This is a genomic window from Cytobacillus sp. FSL K6-0265 (assembly GCF_038003465.1).
In the GTDB taxonomy this organism is placed as follows: Bacteria; Bacillota; Bacilli; order Bacillales; family Cytobacillaceae; genus Cytobacillus; species Cytobacillus stercorigallinarum.
The window spans coordinates 1,924,626-1,943,077 of sequence record NZ_JBBOPE010000001.1 but is presented as its reverse complement, the minus strand read 5'-3'; the positions used below and the strand labels follow the sequence as shown (position 1 = coordinate 1,943,077).

Here is an 18,452-nt window from a genome sequence, read left to right as displayed (position 1 = left end):
CTCTCATCAGGTCTTACATAATACGCTTAAACATTTTTTCCATTTCATATATAGAATAATGAATGATAATTGGGCGACCATGGGGGCAAGTAAAGGGATCATTTGTTTGGCGTAACTCATCCAGCAATGCTTGAATCTCATCGTTACGTAAATGACGATTTGCTTTAATTGAACCTTTACAACTCATCATGATCGCCGCTTCTTCTCTCAGTTTTTTTATATCTACTCGCTTCATGTTCAACAATTGCTCAATCATATCCACAATCGTTTCTTGTTCCTCTCCTTTAGGAAACCATTGTGGATGGGCACGAACAATATAACTGTTATGACCAAACTCCTCTAAGAATACACCCACTTTTTCAAGTACGTCCTTGTATTCCTCGATCTTTATCACATCATCGTTTGCATATTCGAAGGTCATTGGAATCAAAAGCTCCTGTAATTCACTTTCTACTTTCCCAACCTTTTCTTTAAAAAACTCATACTTGATTCTTTCCTGAGCCGCATGCTGGTCAATGATATACAAACCATTATCATTTTGTGCAAAAATATAGGTACCGTGCATTTGACCTATAGGATACATTGCTGGAACTCTAGACGGAAGCACGGTTTCATCTTCTTCCGCAATCGTTGTTTTTTCTTCTTCATGTAAGTCCACTTCTTTAGGTTGAGAAGGAATTTCTATTGAAGGAGCCGTTTCAAAGACCGTATCTTGTTTTGGTTGATTTCGTGTTACTGTATTTTCTTGGATAAATTGTACTTCTGGTGCTTTCCTCTCCTGCTCAATCTCTTTAAATGGTTGTCTTTCTGGTAAATGATCGAGGTGAAGAAACGTTTGTTCTTCTTTCGGCTTTATTATTTTCTTTTCGGTAAAGCCACTTGGAATTAATTCTTCTTTTTTAAAGACTTGTTTAATGGTGGCAGTGACTAATTCGTTTAATTCGTGTTCTTTACTTAAACGAACTTCCATTTTAGAAGGATGAACATTTACATCGACTAATAATGGATCCATTTCTATGTTTAATAAAACAATGGGATACCGTCCTATCGGTAACAATGTATGATAACCTTCCTGAATAGCTTTCACTAGTGGATAGTTTTTAATAAACCGCCCGTTGATCATCGTTGAAATATAATTTCTCGATGCTCTCGTTATTTCTGGTAACGCCACATAGCCAGAAACCTTGAAGTCAAGCGACTGAGTTTGAATTGGGATCATTTTTTTGACAATATTTAAACCATAGATCGCCGCTAAAACTTGACGGACATCACCATTGCCTGTTGTTTTCAGCAGTTGTTTATCATTATGAAGTAACCTGAATGAGATCTCCGGGTGTGATAAAGATAAGCGATTCATGACATCAGTAATATTACCTAATTCGGTATGAATGGTTTTCATATATTTAAGTCTTGCCGGCGTATTGTAAAATAGATCCGACACCGTGATATCTGTCCCCTTGCGACTAGCTGCCTTTTCCATCGTTACAACCTTGCCGCCTTCAAGCACCACTCTCGTACCTATATCACTATGGCAAGTTTTCAATTCCACTTTGGAAACAGAAGCAATAGAGGGAAGTGCTTCCCCTCTAAATCCTAATGTGCGAATCCTAAATAGGTCGCTCTCGTCTTGGATTTTACTTGTCGCATGTCGGTGGAACGCATGGAGAACGTCATCTTCTGCTATTCCTTCGCCATTATCGATGATTCGGATACTTGCAAGGCCAGCTTCTTCTACTTCCACTTCAATGACAGAACTGCCTGCATCAATGGCATTTTCAACCAATTCTTTCACAACAGATGCTGGACGCTCAACGACTTCTCCTGCCGCGATTTTATTTGATAGATAATCATCTAAGAGCTTGATTTTACCCACTAGGATTCACCCTTTCAATCTTTATTTTAACTTTTTTTGCATCTCATATAAGGTATTTAATGCTGTCATCGGTGTCATTTCTAGAATGTCTAGTTTCTTTAGCTGATCAAGCATCTTTCTTTCCTTCGTAGCAATATTTGTCCCTCTCTTCTCTTGCTTTTCTTCTTCAAAGAATGACAATTGGCCTACTGCTTCTTCTTGTACTTCCATCGTTGCTGCTGTTGTATTTATTTTTGATGAATCCTTTGCTTCTAATCGCGTAAGAATGTCGTTTGCTCTTTGAATCAATGTCTCCGGTAGCTCTGCCAGTTGAGCAACATGTATACCATAACTTTTATCTGCTGAGCCCTCTTTAATCTTATGGAGAAATACGACCTTTCCGTTCTGTTCAACTGCACTGACATGCACATTTTCTATACGTGGCAATTCTTCAGCCAAAACAGTAAGCTCATGATAATGAGTGGAAAACAATGTTTTCGCCCCAATATGATGGTGAATATATTCAATAATCGCTTGAGCAAGTGCCATTCCGTCATAGGTCGACGTCCCTCTACCAATTTCGTCAAATAGGATAAGACTATTTTCTGTTGCATGAACAATGGCATTTCTAGCTTCTAACATTTCCACCATAAATGTGCTTTGTCCAGAGATTAAATCATCCGCCGCACCTATTCTAGTAAACACTTGGTCAAAAATAGGTAACACCGCTTGTTTAGCAGGGACAAAACAACCGATTTGTGCCAAAATGGAGGTTAGAGCAATTTGTCGCATATATGTGCTTTTACCTGACATATTTGGTCCAGTAATAAGTAGTAATTCTCTTTCCTGGTCCATATAACAGTCATTCGCTACATATTCTTGCGCATTCATCACTTTTTCGACAACTGGATGTCTCCCGTCTTCAATTACGATTTTCCGTTCATTTGAAAAGCTCGGTTTATGGTATTGTCGCTGTTCGCTAACGACAGAGAAACATTGCAACACATCAAGTTCACTGATAAGCTTGGCAAGATTTTGGATGCGTGGAATATGTTCTTTCACCTGTTCTCTTACCTCTAAAAATAATGTGTATTCTAGGTCTACAGACTTTTCTTCTGCTTGTAAGATTAATGCCTCTTTTTCTTTTAGCTCTGGAGTAATAAACCTTTCAGCATTTGTTAATGTTTGTTTTCTTTCATATAGACCTTCTTCTAACAGATGAAGATTGGACTTTGTCACTTCAATATAATATCCAAAGACACGATTGTATCCGATTTTTAATGACTTAATCCCTGTCTTCTCTCTTTCTCTCTTCTCAAGCTGAGCAATCCAATTTTTACCGTTTTTCGTTGCATCACGATATTGATCGAGATCTTCATTAAAACCGTCAGCAATAATATTGCCTTCCTTAATAGTTAACGGGGGATTTTCGGCAATGGCTCTTTCTAACAAATCGGTTACATCCTCACAAGGATCCAGTTCACTTGCCAATTTTTTAGCTACATCATTCGTTAACTGATTCACTACATGTCCTATTTTGGGTACTTGCTGTAATGATTTCTGCAATTGAAATAAGTCACGAGCATTGACATTACCGAATGCGACTCTACCTGCAAGCCGCTCTAAATCATATACTTCTTTTAAAGTATCTCTTAGCTCTTCTCGTTCGAAATAATGATTCATGAAAGTTTCCACCATTGATTGTCGTTCTATAATGGCATCTTTATTAATTAACGGACGATCTATCCATTGTTTTAACATTCTTGAACCCATCGCTGTTTTCGTTTCATCTAGCAGCCAAAGAAGCGAACCCTTCTTCCCATTAGAACGCATTGTTTCTGTAAGTTCTAAGTTTTTCTTGGAGAAGTAATCAATTTTCATAAATTGGTTCACTTCATACACTTCAGCTAGTTGCAAATGATCAAGACTACGTTTTTGTGTTTTATACAAATAATTATATAATCTCATTACAGTATCACGCAGACGATTATTTGCTAACTTTGATACACTTTCCTCAAACGGTTGCTGAGTTTGAACATCATCTTCAATAGAAATGGTCAGTACCATTCTTTCTTTCATCTTTTTAAGCCATTTATCTGAGAACTGCGAAGAGACGACAATTTCTTTCGCATTAGAAACTGACAGCTCATTTAAAATAGAGGTAAAACCATCAGTAATAATGGTTGCTTTTGTTTCTCCTGTTGATAAATCACTATAAGCGAAACCATAGGTATCATCTTCAAATGCAGTTACTGTAGCGATATAGTTATTTTCCTTTTCATTTAACCCCTTGCCTTCCATCCGAGTCCCAGGTGTAATTAATTGAACAACTTCCCTTTTGACTACACCTTTAGCTTGTTTCGGATCTTCGGTTTGTTCACATATGGCTACTTTATAGCCTTTTTCAATTAAGCGTTCGATATAATTTGGGGCTGAATGATAAGGTACCCCGCACATCGGTATGCGGTCTTCCGCTCCGCCATCTCTACTTGTTAACGTAATTTCTAACTCTCTTGATGCTGAAATCGCATCTTCAAAAAACATCTCATAAAAATCGCCTAAACGAAAAAATAAAAAGGCATCTTGATAATCTGCCTTTACACTTAAATATTGTTGTATCATCGGCGTATATGTTGCTGCCATAATTTCCTCCACATATTTCATAATCTATTATTTTCTTATCTTATTATATCATACTTGAAAGTCAACAAACGATTAGAAATGCTTCATACTCTTGCCTATCTACACTCTTCAATACTTTTAAAAAAGAAAAAAACTAGGAAGTAAAACCTCCTAGTTAGTTATTATTCCTCTTCAGTGCCAATGATGAAGTCTGGGTTTAAATCTTCAAATTCTTCATCTTCTACTTCTAATCCCCAATCTTCATCTTCGCAGTCACCTGCGTCAGCCACTGCTACACAAATCTTTGTTTCTCCAATGACTTCAACAATAAACTCTCTCTCTACATGTACAATAATTTTATTGCCATTTTTAGAGATTGTTGCTTCAATACAGTTTGGTTGTTGAACGACCCGTGCAACAACTTCAATATCGTCAAGGATTTCTTCATCACGATACTTCACTTTGATAACATCTTTGTATTCCACGCACTCTGTAACTACTTCAGTTTGCGTGTTATCTTTATAAGAATACCAGATATTGATATCAAAGCTTCCGCTAACCTCTACAGTATTTCCCACCTTTTTTGCTTTGTACTTATGGTTAATAATCCAGGCACCAAGAATACTAGATGGGTGGTGTTGAGGACAAACCGTGTGATTGGACTGGATAAACTTACGTCCTTTCGCAACGACTGCCTTCGTTATTATCTCTCTATAGTCTCCCATTGCGAGCGAACCCTCCTCATTCATTTTCAATTCATCCTATGCGGGATATTAGACTAGTGTGCGACCTATTTTCTTATGGGCAATTAGCCAAATCCATTAGCATGCTTTATCATATGCCGCATACGGGCGATTGTTACGGACTGAGGTGGGCAAGGGCCCAATCTAGGAAAGATTTTTCATCAACTTCTTGGAACATTTCCTCTCGCTTTTGATTCAAATACTTGTAGAAATTGACACGTGGCTTTTATAATAATCATAAAAAATGTTATTTGCTGAGGAAATGGTGATAAATCCATATAATTACCCTATTTTGATAATTATCTTTCCATATCTACATTCAACAATAAGAAGTTCTAAATCTAAGAATATATTGATAAGACTAAAGTGGCCACAACAAAAGACCATTCAATTATTGAAACGAGTTTCTAAAGTGGCAGATTCCTACGAACCAATAATAAAAAATCAAAAGGGTGATCACATCGACTTGTGATCACCCTTTTGATTTTTTAATGTTGGCAGCCTGAATTTTTTAATTGTGAGCCCGTTTGACCAGATAGTAAATCGCCACCAGTTGACGAAATAATCTCATCCGTTACTCTGTTAGAAATGGCTGAAGAGACAATTTGTAATAAATCATTCACATCCACTTGAGATTGTTTAAACTCTTGAACAACTGGAATTGCATCTAGCTCTTCTTCAAGAGAATCAATTTTCGCTTCTGTTTTTCTTAAAGCTTCTTCTTTCCCATAATGTTGTAAATTAACCGCTTGTTTTTGTAGCCCTTTAATTTGCGCAATAATCTTTGAAACTTTTTCATTTTCATTAATTTGTGCTTCCGCACGTTTAAAGAAATCTACTTCTTCCGTATCAGCTATCATTACAGCTAGTTCTCTTGCCCGTTTTACAATATCATCTTTAGAATACTTCGCCATCTTAGCTCACCTCAAGATTTTCTTTTTCTTCAATCATCTCACCATTAAGTGACCAAGTTTTAGCATCCGTCACTTTCACTTTGACGAGTTTTCCAATTGCTGTCTTCGGTCCTTTAAAGTTTACCAACTTGTTCTTTCTTGTATAGCCGGCCAATGTATCAGGGTTATTTTTACTTTCCCCTTCTACTAACACTTCAACTATTTCACCTTGGTATTTCTTCATAGATTCAGCAGATATTTCATTGACTAGTGCGTTTAATCTTTGTAAGCGTTCTTTCTTCACTTCCATTGGTACATTATCTTTCATTTTCGCAGCAGGTGTGCCTTCACGAGGAGAATAGATAAAAGTATACGCCGCCTCAAAGCCTACTTCACGATAGAGCGACATCGTTTCCTCGAACTGTTCTTCTGTTTCATTCGGATAACCAACAATAATATCTGTTGTAAAAGTTGCACCTGGTACGTTTTCTTTTATTTTGCCTACTAACTCTAAGAACTGTTCTCGGGTATACTTTCTAGCCATAATTTTCAATACATCATTCGAACCGGATTGCACTGGTAAATGAATATGTTCCACAAGATTGCCGCCTTTTGCCAGCACTTCAATGAGATGGTCATCAAAGTCACGTGGATGGCTAGTTGTAAAACGGACCCTAGGAATATCAATTTTATGAATTTCATCCATTAAATCCCCGAGACCATACTTCATATCATTAAAGTCTTTACCGTATGCATTCACATTTTGCCCTAATAAAGTAATTTCTTGATAGCCTTTGGCCGCTAATTGACGGACTTCTTGAATGATATCTTCCGGTCTGCGACTTCTCTCTTTTCCTCTTGTATAAGGAACAATGCAATACGTACAGAATTTATCACAGCCATACATAATATTTACCCAAGCCTTAATATTACCTCTTCTCACTTTAGGTAAATTTTCAATTACATCGCCTTCTTTAGACCAAACTTCAAGTACCATTTCCTTAGACATATAAGCTTCTTGTAAAATATTTGGCAAACGGTGAATATTATGCGTACCGAACACCATATCTACTTGGTTATATGTTTTAAGAATTTTATTAACAACAGATTCTTCTTGAGACATACATCCACAAACACCGATAAGTAAGTCAGGATTTTGTTGTTTTAAATGTTTTAAATGTCCGAGTTCACCAAACACTTTATTTTCCGCATTTTCACGGATAGCACAAGTGTTTAGAAGAATCACATTGGCATCATCAACGGATTCAGTTGGTTCATAGCCTAAATTCATAAAAATCCCTGCCATTACTTCCGTGTCATGCTCATTCATCTGGCATCCATATGTACGAATATAGAACTTTCGGCCTTCCCCTAATCCAGCAAATTCACTCGGTATTTCAAAATCCTTATGATATTTGACATCTTCTTTTCCACGTTTCTTCGCATCCTTTAAAGATGGAGCTGTATACACATGTTCAAAATACTTGCTGTAATCCTTTTCGGATTTTTTGTCCGCAGGATTTGCGACCTTTACTTGTTGAGTTTCTAATCTTTGTTTTTCATTCATTTACGACATGCCCCTTTCTATGTTACTGTAGGCGTTTACTATCCATTATTTCCATACACATTACTATAGTATAAAGCGTATTTCTATTGAACACAATAGCAATGCACCTTTCCTATTCTTTTTCGTAGGAAAGTATTAAAAAATATACTCATATTCTATAAAGAAAAAAAGACTTAAGAAAATCAAAACTGGATTTTCTTAAGTCTTTTATTTTACATAAATTCTTCTACTAGTTTATCAAAGTATGCTTGATCTAAGTTTAAATCAGCCTTTGCTAACGGTGTTTCAGAATAACCGTGAAGCATTTCCTGATAAGACTTACGTTCAGTGTTTTGATAGATTAGTCCTGTTACTAAACCATCGTGTTTCATTAATGTTTGCATTGCTTGTTCTCTATTGGAAGAATCGTATCCATCGATATCTTTCAATTTAGTTAAATTTGCTTTAAACCAATCATACGTATTGATTTTGTTATAAGTGACACAAGGACTAAACACATTAATAAGTGAAAATCCATCATGTTGAATTCCTTGTTCAATGAGAGCAGTTAAATCTTTCAAATCGGTAGAAAAACTTTGGGCAACAAAAGTAGCTCCTGCCGTTAAAGCCATTTCCATTGGTGAAATCGCTTGTTCAATGGAACCTTCAGGTGTTGATTTTGTTTTAAAACCAGTAGATGAACGCGGTGATGTTTGCCCTTTTGTTAAGCCATAAATTTGGTTATCCATCACAATATACGTGATATTAATATTACGGCGAATAGCATGAATCGTATGCCCCATACCGATAGCAAAGCCATCCCCGTCACCACCAGAAGCAATAACAGTTAAGTCCTTATTCGCCATTTTAACACCTTGAGCAATCGGTAATGAACGTCCATGGATTCCGTGAAATCCATATGAGTTAATATAACCTGAAATTCGCCCAGAACAACCAATTCCAGATACTACAGCTAATTCTTCAGGTTCTAAACCAACATTTGCGGATGCGCGTTGAATAGCAGCTTGAACAGAGAAGTCACCACAGCCTGGGCACCAGTTCGGTTTTACATTATTTCGAAAGTCTTTAAATGTAGCCATTTAGAACAACTCCTTGCACTTTGTATGGATTTCGTGCGGCAAGAAAGGATTCCCGTCGTACTTATTATATTTAATGATTTTATTCGCATATCCAACATTCATTTTAATAATATTTGCTAACTGTCCAGTGGCATTATTTTCAACCACCACAACCTTTTTAGCAGATGCGACTAGCGGCATTAACTCATCAGTTGGGAATGGATGAATCAAACGAATATGTGCGTGATTCACCTTCAAACCGTCTGCTTCTAATCTAGTAATCGCTTCTTCAATCGCACCTCTTGTTGAAATGAAACCAACTAATAACAAATCTGCTTCTTCATGAGGGGCGTTTTTATATACTGGTGTATTAAATTTCACATTTTCAATTTTACGGAACCGTTTATCCATTTGTTGAATACGATTTGCTGCTGATTCCGATGGTTTTCCAGATTGATCATGCTCCACACCTGTAACATGGTGGATACCATATTTCATCCCTGGGATTACCCGTGGTGATACGCCATCCTCCGTCACTTCATAACGTTTAAAATATTCTTTGCTATCTATTTCAGGTAGATCGTCTTGTAGCTTCCCACGACGAATTTCTACTTCATTAAAATTCAATGGTTCTACCGTTTGTTTACCTAATGATAATTGTAGATCTGATAAAACAATAACTGGACATTGATATTCTTCAGCTAAATTAAATGCTTCAGCAGTATCATAAAACGCTTCCTGTACTGTACTTGGTGCAAGAACAATTTTTGGAATTTCTCCATGTGTTCCGTAAATCATAGCCATTAAATCTGACTGTTCTTGTTTTGTTGGTAGACCTGTTGACGGACCACCACGCTGAGTATCAACGATGACTAACGGTGTCTCTGTAATACCTGCTAGACCAATTGATTCCATTTTTAAAGATAATCCTGGACCGGCTGAGGCAGTGAAAGCACGTACTCCTGCATAGTTGGCTCCAATCGCCATAGTTGCAGCAGCAATCTCATCCTCCGTCTGAATAACAGTACCACCAAGTTCAGGTAATTTTTTTATTAAATACTCCATAATTTCCGAAGCTGGCGTAATTGGGTAAGCAGCCATAAATCGACTTCCTGCGGCTAATGCACCAAGTGCAATGGCATCATTTCCGATCATGAACATTCTTTTCTTACCGTCCGCTTCATCCAACTGCATCAAGCCATCTGTTTTACCTAATTGTTCAACTGTTGTATCATAACCAGCTTTTATTGCTTCCATATTTTTATCTACAACGGCTTGTCCTTTGCGGGCAAAAATCTCTTCAACTACTTCTTTAAAAACTTCGACATCCAAATTTAAAACGGCGCAAGTTGAGCCTACAGCGACCATATTTTTCATAAGTGATGTTCCTAGATCTGTCGCCATTTGTGTAAATGGAACGGATAGAAGTAGCGCGTTTGTATCTTCTGGTTTCTCTGGATTAAATTTCGCATCTGCTAAGATGATACCACCATCATGTAACTCTTTATAATTGACATCGATCGTTTCTTGGTCAAACGCAACAAGAACGTCTAAATCATCTGCAACAGACCGCGTTTGAGAGGTACTCACACGAATTTTGTTATTCGTATGCCCACCTTTAATACGAGAAGAAAAATGACGGTATCCGTATAAATAATAGCCAAGGCGATTCAATGCAATAGAAAATATTTCACCAGTGCTTTCAATTCCTTCGCCTTGTTGTCCGCCAACCTTCCACGAAAGTTGTTTCACCATGTCCTACACCCCTTTTATTACATTCGAGAAATATGTAAAAAACTTGTATAATCTCTTTTTATACATCCATTTCACCATTTAACGTACTAAACGCTTTCAATTCTAGACCTAACAATGTAAAAATGCAAGCCTTTAAGATTAAATAATTGATAGATTTATTTATTTTTTTAGATAGTTAAGAAAAATTAATCTATTTATCTGCTAAATAACACATTTTTGAAATTATGATAGGTAATCTTTTCTACAACCTCCTGTGAGAAATGCTGTAATAAAGTATCAATCAAATATTGATACTCTCCTGCATGCTCAAGCCCTTTTAGTGGTGGTTCAGTGCCATCAAAGTCTGAACCAAGGCCAATGTGGTTTTCTCCACCAAGAGAGCAGATATAATCAATATGTTTTAATAGATCATTGATTGACGCTCGATGTGGCTCATTTAAGAATTCCCTCACAAAAGTCAATCCAATCAAACCATCTTTCTTAATAAGTGCGCGAATTTGGTCGTCGGTTAAATTCCTTGGATGCGCACAATAATGAAGACAATTAGAATGTGAGGCAAACGGTCTTTTAGCTATATCCATTACATCCCAGAAGCCTTTTTCTGATATATGCGAAACATCACATAATATATCTCGTTCATTTAATACTTCTACAACCTTTTTGCCAAATCGTGATAGCCCTCCTGCATTCTCTTCTAATACACCATCGGCAACAAAATTTCCGTAATTCCATGTTAAGCCGACCGACTGTACACCTAATCTTAACAGCGTTTTCAATTTCACTTCATCATTGTAGATAGCATCACAGCCTTCTAAAGTTAAAACAGCCCCTAGTTCATTCTCCTGTAATCCTTGAAGATCTTTATTTGACTGAATTACCTTCACTTGAGGATGAGGTTTAACTATTTTTTCATAAAAAATATCAACGATTTGTAGTGCTGCGTTAAACTTTAATTCTGGATGAATTTTCTCTGGTACATAAATAGCAAACAATTGGACTTTCACACCACCGGCTAATAGTCGATTAAGATTAGCCTGTAGCAGCTGCGAATGCTGAAACTCAATAGAAGGGTCCAAAAACATTTTTGCTAATACATCACAATGCCCATCAAATATCTTCACTTTCTCACTCCTTTATTCTTTAAATATACAAAATCTTTCATCTATTCTCTATTGTTTTTTCTTACAAAGAGAAAAAACCCATTTGATAATCAAATGAGCTTTTACATTTTTGATGGACAATGACAGCCATTATCTAGGTTCTACGATTAGTTTTATAGCTGTTCTCTCTTCCCCATCTATCAAAATATCTGTAAACGCAGGAATACATACTAAGTCTACACCGCTAGGCGCTACAAATCCTCTTGCGATTGCTACTGCTTTAACCGCTTGATTCAATGCACCCGCACCAATTGCCTGGATTTCTGCTGCTCCTCTTTCACGTAGAACACCAGCAAGCGCACCAGCTACAGAATTAGGATTAGATTTTGCTGAAACTTTTAATATTTCCATTCCTAGCTCCTCCTCATTTTTCCCCCTCCTGAATGCTCTTTTTTAAAGAGTTCATCAGGTTTCAATAAATGTTTCCACTGCTACTATATTCATAATGAAAAAGACATATTCCAGCTTGACCAGAAAAATTAGAAATTGAGGAGGTTTTTTTTAGCTATAAAATGGATGATCATCATTAATTAAAACGCTTTCTATCTTCTTCGCTTTTCCTGTTTTCATATCAATGTCAATGATTACGGCACTCAATATACCTCTTCCACTTTTCGGTACTTCAAAACGGACGGGCATATTCGTGATAAACCGCTTTAACACAGCTTCTCTTTCCATACCAAGAATGCCATCGTATGGTCCAGTCATCCCTACATCACTCATAAATGCCGTCCCATTTGGTAGAATGCGTTGATCTGCTGTTTGCACATGTGTATGAGTGCCAATTACTGCTGAAACCTTACCATCTAAAAACCAGCCCATTGCTTGTTTCTCACTTGTTGTTTCACCATGAAAATCGACAAAAATAACCGGTGTTCTTTGCTTTGCTTCTTCAATAAGTTGCTCTGCTTTTTCAAAAGGACAATCACTTGGTTGCATAAATGTTCGACCTTGTAAATTGATAACAGCTATTTCTTCACTATTATATTTTAAATAAATTAAACCCTTCCCTGGATTGTTATCAGGGAAATTAGCAGGCCTAACCAAATATTTTGCCTCTTCAATAAAATCAAATATCTCCTTATTATCCCATGTGTGATTACCTAATGTCACTGCTTGGGCCCCAGCCGATAAAAATTCCCTGTATATTTTTTCGGTAATTCCTCTACCACCAGCTGCATTTTCGCCATTTATAATGGTTATTTGCGGGCGATACTTTTCCTTTAATTTCGGTAAATACTCCTCTACCATTTCACGACCTAATGATCCAACAACGTCCCCTACAAATAAAATTCTCATAATCTTTTCCCTTCTAAATATACTTCTGTTTATACATACGCAAATCTCTGAGGAGATAGTTAGCTCTTCAAGAGTTTAATCCTTCAAAAAAAGGAAAGGCGATGCCTAAAAGGCATCGCTCTTATTTCGCATATTCTACGGCTCTTGTTTCCCTAATAACCGTTACTTTTATATGACCTGGATAATCGAGTTCTTCTTCGATTTTCTTCCTTATATCTCTTGCAAGACGATGTGCTTCCAAATCATCAATTTGCTCCGGTTTAACCATAATACGAATTTCACGACCCGCTTGAATAGCAAATGATTTTTCAACACCATCATATGACTCTGAGATTTCTTCGAGCTTTTCTAAACGTCGAATATAATTCTCAAGCGTTTCTCTTCTCGCCCCAGGTCTTGCAGCAGAAAGTGCGTCAGCCGCAGCTACAAGAACAGCGATAATGGATGTTGGTTCCGTATCACCATGATGGGAAGCGATACTGTTAATGACAACTGGGTGTTCTTTATATTTAGTCGCTAGTTCAACCCCAATTTCAACATGGCTTCCTTCTACTTCATGGTCAATCGCTTTCCCTACATCATGTAATAATCCTGCACGGCGTGCTAATGTCTCATCTTGACCTAATTCCGCAGCAAGCATACCGGACAACTGTGCTACTTCCATCGAGTGTTTCAATACATTTTGACCGTAGCTTGTACGGAATTTTAGGCGGCCTAATATTTTGATCAAGTCAGGGTGTAAACCATGGACACCAACTTCGAATGTCGTTTGCTCTCCAATTTCTCGAATATGCTCATCCACTTCTCGGCGGGCCTTGTCCACCATTTCCTCGATACGAGCTGGATGAATTCTTCCATCCTGTACAAGTTTATCAAGTGCAAGACGAGCAGTTTCTCGTCGGATAGGATCAAATCCTGAAAGAATAACGGCTTCTGGCGTATCATCGATAATCAAATCAATACCTGTCAGCGTTTCAAGTGTACGGATATTACGACCTTCACGACCGATAATTCGACCCTTCATTTCGTCGTTCGGTAAGTTAACAACTGACACAGTTGTTTCAGCTACATGGTCCGCAGCACATCTTTGAATCGCTAATGATAAGATTTCTTTCGCACGCTTATCCGCTTCTTCTTTCGCTCTTGATTCACTCTCTTTTACCATGATGGCAATATCATGTGCAACCTCTTGTTCAGTACGATCTAAAATGATGGATTTAGCTTCCTCACGAGTTAACCCGGAGATTCTTTCCAGTTCAGTTTGCTGAGACTGTACCATTTTGTCCACTTTGCTTTCCATCTCTTCAATATGCTGTTGTCTTTTGCCAAGAGAGTCGTCTCTTTTTTCCAAAACCGCTTCACGCTTATCTAGCGTTTCATCTTTTCGGTCTAGATTCTCTTCTTTTTGCAATAAACGATTTTCTTGTTTTTGCAGTTCATTCCTACGTTCACGAATTTCACGTTCCGCCTCTGTGCGAAGCTTATGATTCTCATCCTTCGCTTCAAGTAATGCCTCTTTCTTTAGAGCCTCTGCTTCACGTTTTGCATCTTCTAATATTTGATCAGCAGCTCCTCTGGCACCAGCGATTTTTGCTTCCGTAACGGATTTTCGAAAGAAATAGCCAACAAAAGCAGCAACGATTAGGCCAAGCAAAATGGAGATGATATAACCTAGTTCCATCATTTCACCTCCTCTTGCTATAAACTTTTTTGTTACGTTTTTAAAGTGTTGGCATGTATACCGTCTTTAACAATATACTGCACTTAAGCTTTTCAACGCTTTCATTCTTCCTATTGTTTGCAAATAATACAGTTATTTGGAAGCTTACTCCATTGTTAACAACAGAATATCTTCTGAAAGGTAATTCTTACCTTTCCTTAGCAAATATGCAAATTAACATATAAAAAATGTAAATTATACATTTTTAATTGTAAAGCCGCAGAATTTCATTGTCAAGTACTTGAAGGTAGAGTATAAGTCCATAATGCCTGTTATTATGTATAATCATGAGCCAAAGAAGTTAACGATTCTTTCCGAAACAATTCGTCTATACAAAAAGAGATATTCAACTATATTTATCATAAGTTGTGAATATCTCTTTCTTTTCAAAGTAACAAGAGCAGCAGTCGCCTAAACTCTCCTATTTCTCACTTAATCGATTAGTTCAAATTCTTCTTGTCCATCATCGCTGTTAGAAGATTTATCTACATCTAAACCATAGTACTCGCGGATTTTTTCTTGGATTTGCAAACGAATTTCCGTATTCTCTTTAAGGAATTGCTTTGCATTTTCTCTTCCTTGACCTAATCGTTCATCATTATAGGAGTACCAAGAACCACTTTTTTGTACAATATCAATTTCTGATCCGAGGTCAATAATTTCCCCTTCTTTTGATACACCTTCACCGTACATGATATCAACTTCCGCTACTCTAAAAGGAGGAGCCACTTTATTCTTTACAACTTTAATTTTTGTTTTATTACCAACAATCTCATTGCCTTGCTTTAAAGCTTCTGCTCTACGCACTTCTAACCGTACCGTTGAGTAGAACTTTAATGCCCGCCCACCTGGCGTTGTTTCAGGGTTACCAAACATAACGCCTACTTTTTCGCGAATTTGGTTAATGAAAATCGCAATCGTTTTGGATTTATTAATCGCACCAGATAGTTTCCTTAGTGCCTGAGACATTAATCTTGCTTGAAGGCCGACGTGAGAATCTCCCATTTCTCCTTCAATTTCTGCCTTTGGTACTAAAGCAGCTACAGAGTCAATAACTAAAATATCAACGGCACCACTTCGAACTAAAGCTTCAGCAATTTCAAGCGCTTGTTCCCCTGTATCTGGTTGTGATAAAAGAAGCTCATCAATATTAACCCCAAGGTTTTGAGCATATACAGGGTCAAGTGCATGCTCTGCGTCGATAAATGCTGCTTGTCCACCTGCTGCTTGTACTTCAGCAATGGCGTGCAGGGCAACAGTTGTTTTACCAGAACTTTCAGGACCGTAAATTTCAATGATACGTCCTCTCGGATATCCACCTACCCCTAAAGCAGTATCTAATGCTAATGACCCACTTGGAATTGTGGATATTTTGCGCTCTGCTTGTTCTCCCAACTTCATAATCGAGCCTTTACCAAATTGCTTTTCTATTTGTTTCAACGCCATATCTAAGGCTGCTTGACGATCACTCATGCTATTTCCTCCTTTAAATTTCTATTATCTATGATAAATTTATCATCAGTTCTTGCGATTTCATATTTATACTATAGCTTTTTTTTATGACTTTGTCGAGAAAAAAGTCGAACATTCATTCGTTTTTTTCGTCAGTAGGTTTTTTCGTAAAAATGATGGTTTTGCTAAATATAAATCCAATTATCAAATCTCTTTCTTAGCATAAACTTCAAATTTCTTTTAATCTCTGACTATTTCTTTAGCTAAAATAGCGACCAGGGGGGGCACAACATGTATCTATTGCTTCAATAAAAGTGCGAAATCCGAACAACGTTTAATCATTGTCCGGATTTCTTCAATATTTTAATACCTCGCTACGCCAAAGACTTCAATAGAAAATAGGCGCCATAAAGAGATGATCTCTTTCTAATTGATGTGCGAGAACCACCGAGATTGAGCTTCTCAGCCCTCACTTCACCATCGTGATAAATCCCTATATATACTGTGCCGACTGGGTTGCCTTCTAATTCATCAGGTCCCGCAACACCCGTAAAGCTTACACCAATATCACTTTCCATTAATTTGGCGACATTTTCCGCAAGTTCCTTTGCACATGTAGCACTGACTACACCATCATTTTTAATTGTTTCTTGCTTTACATGTAGTACATTTGCTTTTACTTCATTTGTATAACAAACGACGCCACCATTTAATAGCCCACCGGCTCCGGGAAACGATGTAAATGTTTCTTGGAACATGCCCCCAGTTAAACTCTCCGCAGCAGACAGAGTTAAATTCTTTTCTTGCAATTTTTTTGAGAGCTCATTAAAGAGAGACGTATCATCAAAACCGTAAAAGTACTCTCCTACTATTGCCATAATTTCTTTCTCTTTCTCTTCCAAAAGCTGTATAGCCGTATCAATATTATGATGTTTGGCTGTCAACCTCAAGGTGACCTCATGATCTCCAGCTAACGGTGCAATCGTCGGGTTCGTTTGGTTATCAAGTATATCTTCTATTTCCGCCTCTAGCATTGCTTCACCAATGCCAAAGAACCTAAGGACACGCGACGAGATAACTGCTTCTTCTACTGCTTGTGATTTAATTGCGGAAAACCCGTACTTCAAAAACATCGGTTCCATTTCTTTTGGTGGACCAGGCAACAGCATATATTGCTTATTTTCTTTCCGATAAAACATACCAGGTGCCATACCGTAATCATTAGGAAGTACTTTTGCACCAGATAGCACTAAGGCTTGCTTACGATTATTTTCAGTCATTGGACGATTTGTCCGTTTAAAATATTCTTCAATAGACGCGAGTGCTGTATCATCCATTACGAGATCTGTTTGCAAATGTTTAGCAATGGTTTCTTTTGTTAAATCGTCTTTTGTCGGACCGAGCCCACCAGTGAAGATAATGAGTTCAGCTCTATTTTCAGCAATTTTTATAGCAGACTCTAGTCGGCCCGCATTATCTCCGACGACCGTATGATAAAAAACATTCACACCAAGGTCAGCTAACTGCTGTGATAAAAATTTGGCGTTCGTATTGTTGATTTGTCCTAATAACAACTCAGAGCCAACAGCAATAATTTCAGCATTCATGATGACCACTCTCCTATTATTTTGAATTGGTAAAGGCATGTTTGTTTTTAATAAAGTAATCAACGCCAGACCATACAGTAAACACCATGCTCACCCATAAAGCAAATGTCGCAAAGTCAAATGAAATCAATGCGAAGATTGTATTATGCAACAACAACGCAGATACAGCAATAATTTGAGTCCACGTTTTAATCTTACCTAACATATTTGCCGCAACTACCTCACCACCACCTGCTAAAATCAGGCGAAGACCGGTAATGGCAAATTCCCTACTAATAATAATAATGACAATCCAAGCGGGAGCCATCCCTAATTCTACAAGGATAATTAATGCGCTTGAAACTAATAACTTATCTGCTAAAGGGTCCAAAAATTTCCCTAAATTGGTGACTAATTGATACTTTCTCGCTACATAGCCATCAATCCAATCCGTAACGGAAGCGAAGATAAAAATGAGCGCGCCAACAAAATGAGCAATAGGGAGTGTCACACCGATAAAATTCATGTCTCCCCATGAGAAAGGGTTGTACATAATAATAATGAAAATTGGTATTAACAATATCCTTGAAATCGTAATCTTATTTGGTAAATTCATAAGTTCCCTCCGGTAATTATGTAATTCTTCCCTGGGTGGGATGATCATATTTTATCAAAAAAAAGCAATAAAGCCTAAAGTGCAATGTTAGCATTCATACTATACCTCCCACCTCAAGGGCTAAACACG

General features: G+C 37.4%; 14 protein-coding genes. All 14 read right to left on the bottom strand.

Translation table 11 applies throughout. The features are described from left to right. Positions 1-13 precede the first annotated feature (13 nt). The 14 genes from mutL to pgsA all read right to left on the bottom strand — a co-directional run bounded on the left by mutL (position 14) and on the right by pgsA (position 18,323). Positions 14-1,873: a DNA mismatch repair endonuclease MutL gene (mutL, locus tag MHH73_RS09960; RefSeq protein WP_191812077.1), complete on the bottom strand. Its 1,860-nt coding sequence runs from the start codon at positions 1,871-1,873 to the stop codon at positions 14-16. A 21-nt stretch (positions 1,874-1,894) separates the two neighbouring features. Beyond that, a complete protein-coding gene (mutS, locus tag MHH73_RS09955) occupies positions 1,895-4,495 on the bottom strand; it encodes a DNA mismatch repair protein MutS (protein ID WP_341066464.1) in 2,601 nt (866 codons plus the stop codon). A 161-nt stretch (positions 4,496-4,656) separates the two neighbouring features. After that, complete coding sequence (locus MHH73_RS09950; protein WP_191812676.1) at positions 4,657-5,199, bottom strand: outer spore coat protein CotE; 543 nt, start codon at positions 5,197-5,199, stop codon at positions 4,657-4,659. Positions 5,200-5,705: 506 nt separating this feature from the next. Then, positions 5,706-6,131, bottom strand: a complete 426-nt coding sequence (locus tag MHH73_RS09945) for a RicAFT regulatory complex protein RicA family protein (protein WP_191812081.1) — start codon at positions 6,129-6,131, stop codon at positions 5,706-5,708. A gap of 1 nt (position 6,132) precedes the next feature. Beyond that, positions 6,133-7,677 carry a tRNA (N6-isopentenyl adenosine(37)-C2)-methylthiotransferase MiaB gene (miaB, locus tag MHH73_RS09940; RefSeq protein WP_341066461.1) on the bottom strand — a complete coding sequence of 515 codons (1,545 nt, stop codon included), beginning with the start codon at positions 7,675-7,677 and terminating at the stop codon, positions 6,133-6,135. Positions 7,678-7,889: 212 nt separating this feature from the next. Then, positions 7,890-8,756: a 2-oxoacid:ferredoxin oxidoreductase subunit beta gene (locus MHH73_RS09935; protein WP_341066458.1), complete on the bottom strand. Its 867-nt coding sequence runs from the start codon at positions 8,754-8,756 to the stop codon at positions 7,890-7,892. Then, the gene (locus MHH73_RS09930; protein WP_191812087.1) at positions 8,757-10,490 is read right to left on the bottom strand and encodes a 2-oxoacid:acceptor oxidoreductase subunit alpha; all 1,734 of its coding nucleotides are present in this window, start codon (positions 10,488-10,490) and stop codon (positions 8,757-8,759) included. It abuts the gene before it with no gap. Between the two features lie 194 nt (positions 10,491-10,684). Beyond that, a complete protein-coding gene (locus tag MHH73_RS09925) occupies positions 10,685-11,611 on the bottom strand; it encodes a dipeptidase (RefSeq protein WP_341066456.1) in 927 nt (308 codons plus the stop codon). Between the two features lie 129 nt (positions 11,612-11,740). Continuing rightward, the gene (gene spoVS / locus MHH73_RS09920) at positions 11,741-12,001 is read right to left on the bottom strand and encodes a stage V sporulation protein SpoVS (RefSeq protein WP_095369458.1); all 261 of its coding nucleotides are present in this window, start codon (positions 11,999-12,001) and stop codon (positions 11,741-11,743) included. Between the two features lie 150 nt (positions 12,002-12,151). Continuing rightward, positions 12,152-12,949: a TIGR00282 family metallophosphoesterase gene (locus tag MHH73_RS09915; RefSeq protein WP_191812091.1), complete on the bottom strand. Its 798-nt coding sequence runs from the start codon at positions 12,947-12,949 to the stop codon at positions 12,152-12,154. 121 nt (positions 12,950-13,070) lie between these two features. After that, on the bottom strand, positions 13,071-14,630 hold the full coding sequence (gene rny, locus MHH73_RS09910) for a ribonuclease Y (RefSeq protein ID WP_095369460.1): 1,560 nt from the start codon (positions 14,628-14,630) through the stop codon (positions 13,071-13,073). A gap of 471 nt (positions 14,631-15,101) precedes the next feature. Then, positions 15,102-16,142: a recombinase RecA gene (gene recA / locus MHH73_RS09905; protein ID WP_191812093.1), complete on the bottom strand. Its 1,041-nt coding sequence runs from the start codon at positions 16,140-16,142 to the stop codon at positions 15,102-15,104. 353 nt (positions 16,143-16,495) lie between these two features. Beyond that, positions 16,496-17,728, bottom strand: coding sequence for a competence/damage-inducible protein A (locus MHH73_RS09900; RefSeq protein ID WP_341066453.1), 1,233 nt, complete (start codon positions 17,726-17,728; stop codon positions 16,496-16,498). Positions 17,729-17,744: 16 nt separating this feature from the next. Next, complete coding sequence (gene pgsA / locus MHH73_RS09895; protein WP_191812097.1) at positions 17,745-18,323, bottom strand: CDP-diacylglycerol--glycerol-3-phosphate 3-phosphatidyltransferase; 579 nt, start codon at positions 18,321-18,323, stop codon at positions 17,745-17,747. Positions 18,324-18,452 lie beyond the last annotated feature (129 nt).

What these genes read in the sequence shown, in the direction of transcription:
- mutS (WP_341066464.1), bottom strand. Translation starts at nt 4,495, where the DNA reads ATGGCAGCAACATATACGCCGATGATACAACAATATTTAAGTGTAAAG.
- MHH73_RS09950 (WP_191812676.1), bottom strand. Translation starts at nt 5,199, where the DNA reads ATGGGAGACTATAGAGAGATAATAACGAAGGCAGTCGTTGCGAAAGGA.
- MHH73_RS09945 (WP_191812081.1), bottom strand. Translation starts at nt 6,131, where the DNA reads ATGGCGAAGTATTCTAAAGATGATATTGTAAAACGGGCAAGAGAACTA.
- miaB (WP_341066461.1), bottom strand. Translation starts at nt 7,677, where the DNA reads ATGAATGAAAAACAAAGATTAGAAACTCAACAAGTAAAGGTCGCAAAT.
- MHH73_RS09935 (WP_341066458.1), bottom strand. Translation starts at nt 8,756, where the DNA reads ATGGCTACATTTAAAGACTTTCGAAATAATGTAAAACCGAACTGGTGC.
- MHH73_RS09930 (WP_191812087.1), bottom strand. Translation starts at nt 10,490, where the DNA reads ATGGTGAAACAACTTTCGTGGAAGGTTGGCGGACAACAAGGCGAAGGA.
- spoVS (WP_095369458.1), bottom strand. Translation starts at nt 12,001, where the DNA reads ATGGAAATATTAAAAGTTTCAGCAAAATCTAATCCTAATTCTGTAGCT.
- MHH73_RS09915 (WP_191812091.1), bottom strand. Translation starts at nt 12,949, where the DNA reads ATGAGAATTTTATTTGTAGGGGACGTTGTTGGATCATTAGGTCGTGAA.
- rny (WP_095369460.1), bottom strand. Translation starts at nt 14,630, where the DNA reads ATGGAACTAGGTTATATCATCTCCATTTTGCTTGGCCTAATCGTTGCT.
- recA (WP_191812093.1), bottom strand. Translation starts at nt 16,142, where the DNA reads ATGAGTGATCGTCAAGCAGCCTTAGATATGGCGTTGAAACAAATAGAA.
- MHH73_RS09900 (WP_341066453.1), bottom strand. Translation starts at nt 17,728, where the DNA reads ATGAATGCTGAAATTATTGCTGTTGGCTCTGAGTTGTTATTAGGACAA.
- pgsA (WP_191812097.1), bottom strand. Translation starts at nt 18,323, where the DNA reads ATGAATTTACCAAATAAGATTACGATTTCAAGGATATTGTTAATACCA.